A 6,000-nucleotide genomic window follows, 5' to 3' on the forward strand; every position below is an offset into this window, starting at 1 on the left:
TGGAGGGGGACCGCGATGTTGTCGACAGGACTGCCGCAGGGAGCGGTGCCCAGGCTGGAGCGCCCCGGTCCACTGCGCGACCGTGTGTACGAGGCGCTGCTCGAACTCATCACCACCCGCGCCCTCCAGCCCGGTCAGCACCTCGTCGAGAGCGAACTCGCCGGGCATCTCGGCGTCTCCCGGCAGCCGGTGCGCGAGGCACTGCAGCGGCTGAACACCGAGGGCTGGGTCGATCTGCGCCCCGCCCAGGGCGCGTTCGTGCACGAACCGACGGAGGAGGAGGCCGACCAGCTCCTCACGGTGCGTACGCTGCTGGAGGCCGAGGCCGCCCGGCTCGCCGCCGCACACACGGGCAGTGCGGGCATCGCGGCCCTGGAGGAGCTGTGCGCCCAGGGAGAGCATGCCGTCGCCGAGGACGACGTGGACGGGGCGGTCGCGCTCAACGCCCGATTCCACGCGAAGGTGATGGAGCTCGCGGGCAACGCGGTCCTCGCGGAGCTGGCCGGGCAGGTCGACCGGCGGGTGCGCTGGTACTACACACCGGTCGCCCGGCAGCGGGGACAGCAGTCCTGGACCGAGCACCGGGAGCTGATCTCCGCGATCGCCGACCGCGACGAGCAGCGGGCCACCCAACTGATGCGCGAACACACCGAGCACACCCGCCGGTCGTACCACGCCCGGGCGGAGTCCTGAGCCCGACCGGTAGCGACCGATACAGCGGTGGCCTTCCCGGACGCGGGAAGGCCACCACAGCACCTACGAGGGCCGGGCCGGCCGGTAGGTCGGCAGGCGGGTCAAGCGGTGGTGCGCGGTTCCGGCGCCGGCGTCGCCTGCCGCAGCAGCAGGGCGATCGCGGCCGCCACCATCGAGATTGGTGTCGACACCGACCATCCCGTTCACGCGGTCCGCCGCAAGGGGCACGACGGCGGCCGGGGGGATCGCCCAGGAAGCGGTGACATACCAGCGGCCGCGCTGCACGTCCTTGTGGATTCGGCAGGTGACGGCCCGATTCGCTGCGGCGCGGTCGCGCCACTGCTCGCCCCGGTGCGCGAACACCACCCGCGCGGCGAGGACATACCGTCCGTGCGGGGCGTTCGCCCGATGCGCCGGCGGGGCGGGAGTTTGATGCTGACCTCACCGTCGGGGGTGATGCGGATGGTCTCGTTGCCGTACCGCTTGCCCGACTCGCCGTCGGCCCGGAGGAACCGGCGCCCGGCCTGCCAGTGGGCCCGCCACTTGGCCTGGGTGAGCTGGGCCGCCTGAAGGTGGTGGCGGCTGGTCAGCAGGCGCTTGCTGCCGCGCACCACGTGCACGATGCTGGCCTGCCAGTCGGCCCGCACCGCCTCAAGCCGGTCCTGGAGGATGTGCAGGCGGCGGGACTTGGCATGCCACTCCCGCCGCGAGCGGTAGCCGCCCTGCGACTTTTTGCTGCCCTTCTCCCCCAGCGGGAGAGACAGACGGTGTGCGACCGTGCGCACCCCCGCCTCCAGGGCCTGCACGTGCGCGAGCTGGGCGCGCCGGGCCAGTGCCCACTGGTCGTGGGTGGCCTTCGTGATCGACCCCGCCCACCGGGACGACGACTGCCCGGTCAGCACCCGCTTGCGCTCCGCCCACACATCACTGTCATAGTCCGGCCCGGCCGCACATCGTGCCTTCACATCGCGGGAGGCGAGCGAGCCGAGATGGTCACCGACCAGCCGCAGTACCTGCTCGTCGTCGGCGGTCAGCTGCTTGAGCCGGTCACGGACCGCCACCCCGGACGGGCCGGGCACCACGAACGGAGCCACCACCTCCCGCAGCCCACTCACCGCGACCACCCTCCCCTCCAACCCCGTCACCAAACCCAACGACCACCACCCGCAAAGGTCACCCATTCGATCAGGGAACTCCCGTTCCCCGCACGCCCGCCGCAGCCCGGACACCCGCCCATGCACGCCAGAACACACTTGTGCGCTGTCCCACGGCAGCAGCTCACAACCCCCTGGTGCGAACGGCACAGGGTGCCGTCGTCGCCCTCGACGGCAAGGTCACCCTGAACGACAACGCCCGCTTCCGGCACATCCGTTGGGGCGACGAGGACTCCGCGCACGACGACCCGCTGGAGGCGGCGGCCGCCGCCAGGGGCCTGCACTACGTCAGACTCGACGGCGAGGTCGGTGTCATCGGCAACGGCGCGGGACTGGTGATGTCGACCCTCGACGTGGTCGCGCGCAGCGGTGCCCGCCCCGCCAACTTCCTCGACATCGGCGCCGGTGCCTCCGCCCGGGTCATGGCCGACGGCCTCTCCGCCATCCTGTCCGACCCGGCCGTCAGGTCCGTTCTCGTCAATGTCTTCGGCGGGATCACCGCCTGCGACGCGGTCGCCGACGGCATCGTGCGGGCCCTGGACGCGGTCCCCCTGACCAGGCCGCTCGTCGTCCGACTGGACGGCAACAACGCCGCCCGCGGCCGGGCGATCCTCGCCGAGTACGCCCATCCGCTGGCCCGGCAGTCCGCCACCATGGACGGCGCCGCGCGCCGGGCCGCCGAACTCGCCACCGCCGGCTGAAGGAGCCCGACATGGCCGTTTATCTCACCAAGGAGAGCAAGGTCCTCGTCCAGGGCATGACCGGGGGCGAAGGCATGAAACACACCCGCCGCATGCTCGCGGCCGGCACGAACGTCGTCGGCGGCGTCAACCCGCGCAAGGCGGGCCGCACGGTCGACTTCGGGATCCCCGGGCGCGTGAGCGACCTGGCGGGGATCCCCGTCTTCGGCTCGGTCCACGAGGGCAGGGAGGCGACCGGCGCCGATGTGAGCGTCGTCTTCGTGCCTCCCGCCTTCGCGAAAGCCGCGGTCATGGAGGCCGCCGACGCGGGCATCGGCCTCGCGGTGGTCATCACCGAGGGCATCCCCGTCCATGACTCCGTGGCCTTCACCTCGTACGCCCGGCGCAGGGGCACCCGGATCATCGGCCCCAACTGCCCCGGTCTGATCAGCCCCGGCCAGTCCAACGCCGGCATCATCCCCGCGGACATCGCGGGGCCCGGCCGTATCGGCCTCGTGTCGAAGTCCGGCACGCTCACCTACCAGCTCATGTACGAACTCCGGGACATCGGCTTCTCGACCTGCGTCGGCATCGGCGGCGACCCCGTCGTCGGCACCACCCACATCGACTGCCTGACCGCCTTCGAGGCCGACCCCGACACGGAACTGATCGTGATGATCGGCGAGATCGGCGGCGACGCCGAGGAGCGGGCCGCCGCCTACATCCGCGATCACGTCACCAAGCCGGTCGTCGGCTATGTCGCGGGCTTCACCGCGCCGGAGGGCAGAACGATGGGCCACGCGGGTGCCATCGTCTCCGGCTCCTCGGGCACCGCGCAGGCGAAGAAGGAGGCACTGGAAGGGGTAGGGGTGAAGGTGGGCGACACCCCCACCGAGACGGCGCGCCTGGTGCTCACCCTGCTGGAAGCCGAGCGTGACGTCACTCATAGTTGAGGCGAGGTCACTTACAGGCGTCGCGGCGCCTCGCTAGCGTCGTACTCACCGACCCGTACGGACATGGTCATACAGCCTTGTCCGCACGGACTCGCATACAGGGATACACCGACATCCTCATCGTGTACGTGTGACACGAGACGAGCCATGCACGACCCGCCCCCGACTGTGCACCGAGAGCGGAGCAATCGAATGGCACCCACCCTCACCCTCAAATCCGGTACCTCCTGGTCCGACGCCTGGCAGCGCTGCCTCGCCGTCGCCCCCGAGGCCTTCCGGGACGACCGTGTCCTGAACCTCTGGGACTCCTCCTGGCAGGCGGACGGCCGGGCACTGCCCGCCACCAGCCCGGTCGACGGCAGCCCCATCGCGGGCCCGCCGCGGCTGGACCGCGACAGCGCCCACCGAGCCGTGCGCGCCGCACTGGACCAGCACCGCGCCTGGCGCCGGCTGCCCCTGCCCGAACGCCGCGCCCGGGTCGCCGCGACCCTGGACGCCCTCACGGAACACCGCGAACTGCTGGCCCTGCTCCTCGTCTGGGAGATCGGCAAACCCTGGCGGCTCGCGCAGGCCGACGTGGACCGGGCCATCGACGGCGTGCGCTGGTACGTCGACGGAATCGAACCGATGATCGGCGACCGGTCCCCGCTGGACGGCCCGGTGTCGAACATCGCGAGCTGGAACTACCCGATGAGCGTGCTGGTCCACGCCCTGCTGGTCCAGGCTCTGGCGGGCAACGCGGTCATCGCCAAGACCCCGACCGACGGCGGCGTCGCCTGCCTCACCCTGGCCTGCGCGCTCGCCGCGCGTGAGGGCATCCCCGTCACCCTCGTCAGCGGCAGCGGAGGCGAACTGTCGGAGGCGCTCGTACGGGCCCCCGAGATCGGCTGTGTCTCCTTCGTCGGCGGCCGGGACACCGGCGCCGCGGTCGCCACCGCGGTCGCCGACCTGGGTAAACGGCACATCCTCGAACAGGAGGGCCTGAACACCTGGGGCATCTGGGACTACTCGGACTGGGAGTCGCTCACCGCGGTCGTCCCCAAGCTCTTCGACTATGGCAAACAGCGCTGCACGGCCTACCCGCGCTTCGTCGTCCAGCGCTCCCTGTTCGACGAGTTCCTGGCCGCGTACCTCCCGGCGGTCCGCCGCGTCCGGCTCGGGCACCCCCTCGCCGTGGAGAAGCGCGACGACCCGTATCCGGAGCTGGACTTCGGTCCGCTGATCAACGCGGCCAAGGCGAAGGAACTGGCGGACCAGGTGGCCGAGGCGATCGACCGCGGTGCGATCCCCCTCCACCGGGGCCGGGCGGCGGACGCGCGCTTCCTGCCGGGCCAGGACATCTCCGCCTACGTCCACCCCGTCACCCTCCTCAACCCGCCCCCGTCCTCCCCGCTGCACCACGCGGAACCGTTCGGCCCGGTCGACACGATCGTCCTGGTCGACACGGAGGCGGAGCTGCTGGCGGCGATGAACGCGTCGAACGGAGCCCTGGTCGCGACGCTGTCGACGGACGACCGCGAGACCTACGACCGCCTGGCCCCGCAGATCCGCGCCTTCAAGGTGGGCCACGGCAAACCCCGCTCCCGGGGCGACCGCGACGAACTGTTCGGCGGCTTCGGCGCGTCCTGGCGCGGTGCCTTCGTGGGCGGCGACCTGCTCGTCCGCGCGGTGACCCAGGGACCGGCGGGGGAGCGGCTGCCGGGGAACTTCCCGGAGTACCAGCTGATGCCATGACGCAGGGCCGGGCGCCGCACCTTCCGTGCCGGCGCCCGGTTCCCCTCGGCATCCTGCTGACCTGGCCTTGTGTGAGTATGCAAGCGCACGGTCGCACAGGGTGAGAACCGGCCGGAGCCCGCCCGTGCCCCGGGAATACGCAGGTGAAGGGCGCTCCGAAACCTTGGTATTGTTGTCCCTGTCGCCGCGGGAAGGACCCCCGGTCAGGCGGCAGACACCTAGTCCGGGTGGCGGAATGGCAGACGCGCTAGCTTGAGGTGCTAGTGCCCTTTATCGGGCGTGGGGGTTCAAGTCCCCCCTCGGACACTCCTCTCCTTTTAAGACGGGATCACGGCCGTCGGTGTCAGGACACATCGAACAGCGCGGCAGGCCCTTGCGGTCCCGGAAGCTGACGCGTCGGACGTTCCCGCAGGCAGTGCACTCGGCGGTCTCCTGCCCGCAGATTGAGCAGTACCAGTCCTGGCCCTTGCGTTGGAGAGTTCGCAGCTTCTTGCCGCACTCGGCGCAGGCCGGGGGCACGACCGCCGAGGCGCCGGCTTTGCGGAGCTCGATGAGCAGATCACCGACGGCCCGGGGCGCCGGGGACCGGCCGTCGGTCAGGACCGCGGGCCGTTTCGCCAGGGCCTTGGCCAGGCTCCGTGACTTCGCGCGGCCACCCGCGACCGCGGTGACCACGGCCCGGATCGTCTCGCCTGCGTTCCGCGCAATTCAGGGGTTCTGGAGTCCCTTCCGAGGTGAAGGTGCAGGTCAGCGGGCTGGAGTCTAGTGACACGGCCGGATTCGCCT

3 protein-coding genes, 1 tRNA gene and 2 pseudogenes are annotated in these 6,000 nt (G+C 71.3%); 5 read left to right on the forward strand and 1 reads right to left on the reverse strand.

The window, feature by feature from the left end; translation table 11 throughout:
- The first annotated feature begins 15 nt into the window (after positions 1–15).
- On the forward strand, positions 16–693 hold the full coding sequence (locus tag ACFYX0_RS18575; RefSeq protein WP_388971433.1) for a GntR family transcriptional regulator: 678 nt from the start codon (positions 16–18) through the stop codon (positions 691–693).
- A gap of 171 nt (positions 694–864) precedes the next feature.
- Here ACFYX0_RS18575 and ACFYX0_RS18580 read toward each other — a convergent pair.
- Positions 865–1,808: pseudogene (locus tag ACFYX0_RS18580) on the reverse strand (IS200/IS605 family accessory protein TnpB-related protein); the annotation flags it as partial.
- Positions 1,809–1,975: 167 nt separating this feature from the next.
- Here ACFYX0_RS18580 and ACFYX0_RS18585 point away from each other — a divergent pair.
- From ACFYX0_RS18585 to ACFYX0_RS18600, 4 genes and pseudogenes are all read left to right on the forward strand, one after another.
- Positions 1,976–2,548 (forward strand): annotated as a pseudogene (locus ACFYX0_RS18585) (succinate--CoA ligase subunit beta); the annotation flags it as partial.
- A gap of 11 nt (positions 2,549–2,559) precedes the next feature.
- Complete coding sequence (gene sucD, locus ACFYX0_RS18590) at positions 2,560–3,480, forward strand: succinate--CoA ligase subunit alpha (RefSeq protein ID WP_388971435.1); 921 nt, start codon at positions 2,560–2,562, stop codon at positions 3,478–3,480.
- Positions 3,481–3,672: 192 nt separating this feature from the next.
- The gene (locus ACFYX0_RS18595) at positions 3,673–5,214 is read left to right on the forward strand and encodes an aldehyde dehydrogenase family protein (RefSeq protein WP_388971437.1); all 1,542 of its coding nucleotides are present in this window, start codon (positions 3,673–3,675) and stop codon (positions 5,212–5,214) included.
- A 221-nt stretch (positions 5,215–5,435) separates the two neighbouring features.
- Positions 5,436–5,520, forward strand: a tRNA-Leu gene (locus ACFYX0_RS18600).
- Positions 5,521–6,000: the final 480 nt, after the last annotated feature.

It is taken from the genome of Streptomyces sp. NPDC002573 (assembly GCF_042889625.1).
GTDB classification, from domain to species: Bacteria; Actinomycetota; Actinomycetes; order Streptomycetales; family Streptomycetaceae; genus Streptomyces; species Streptomyces gibsoniae.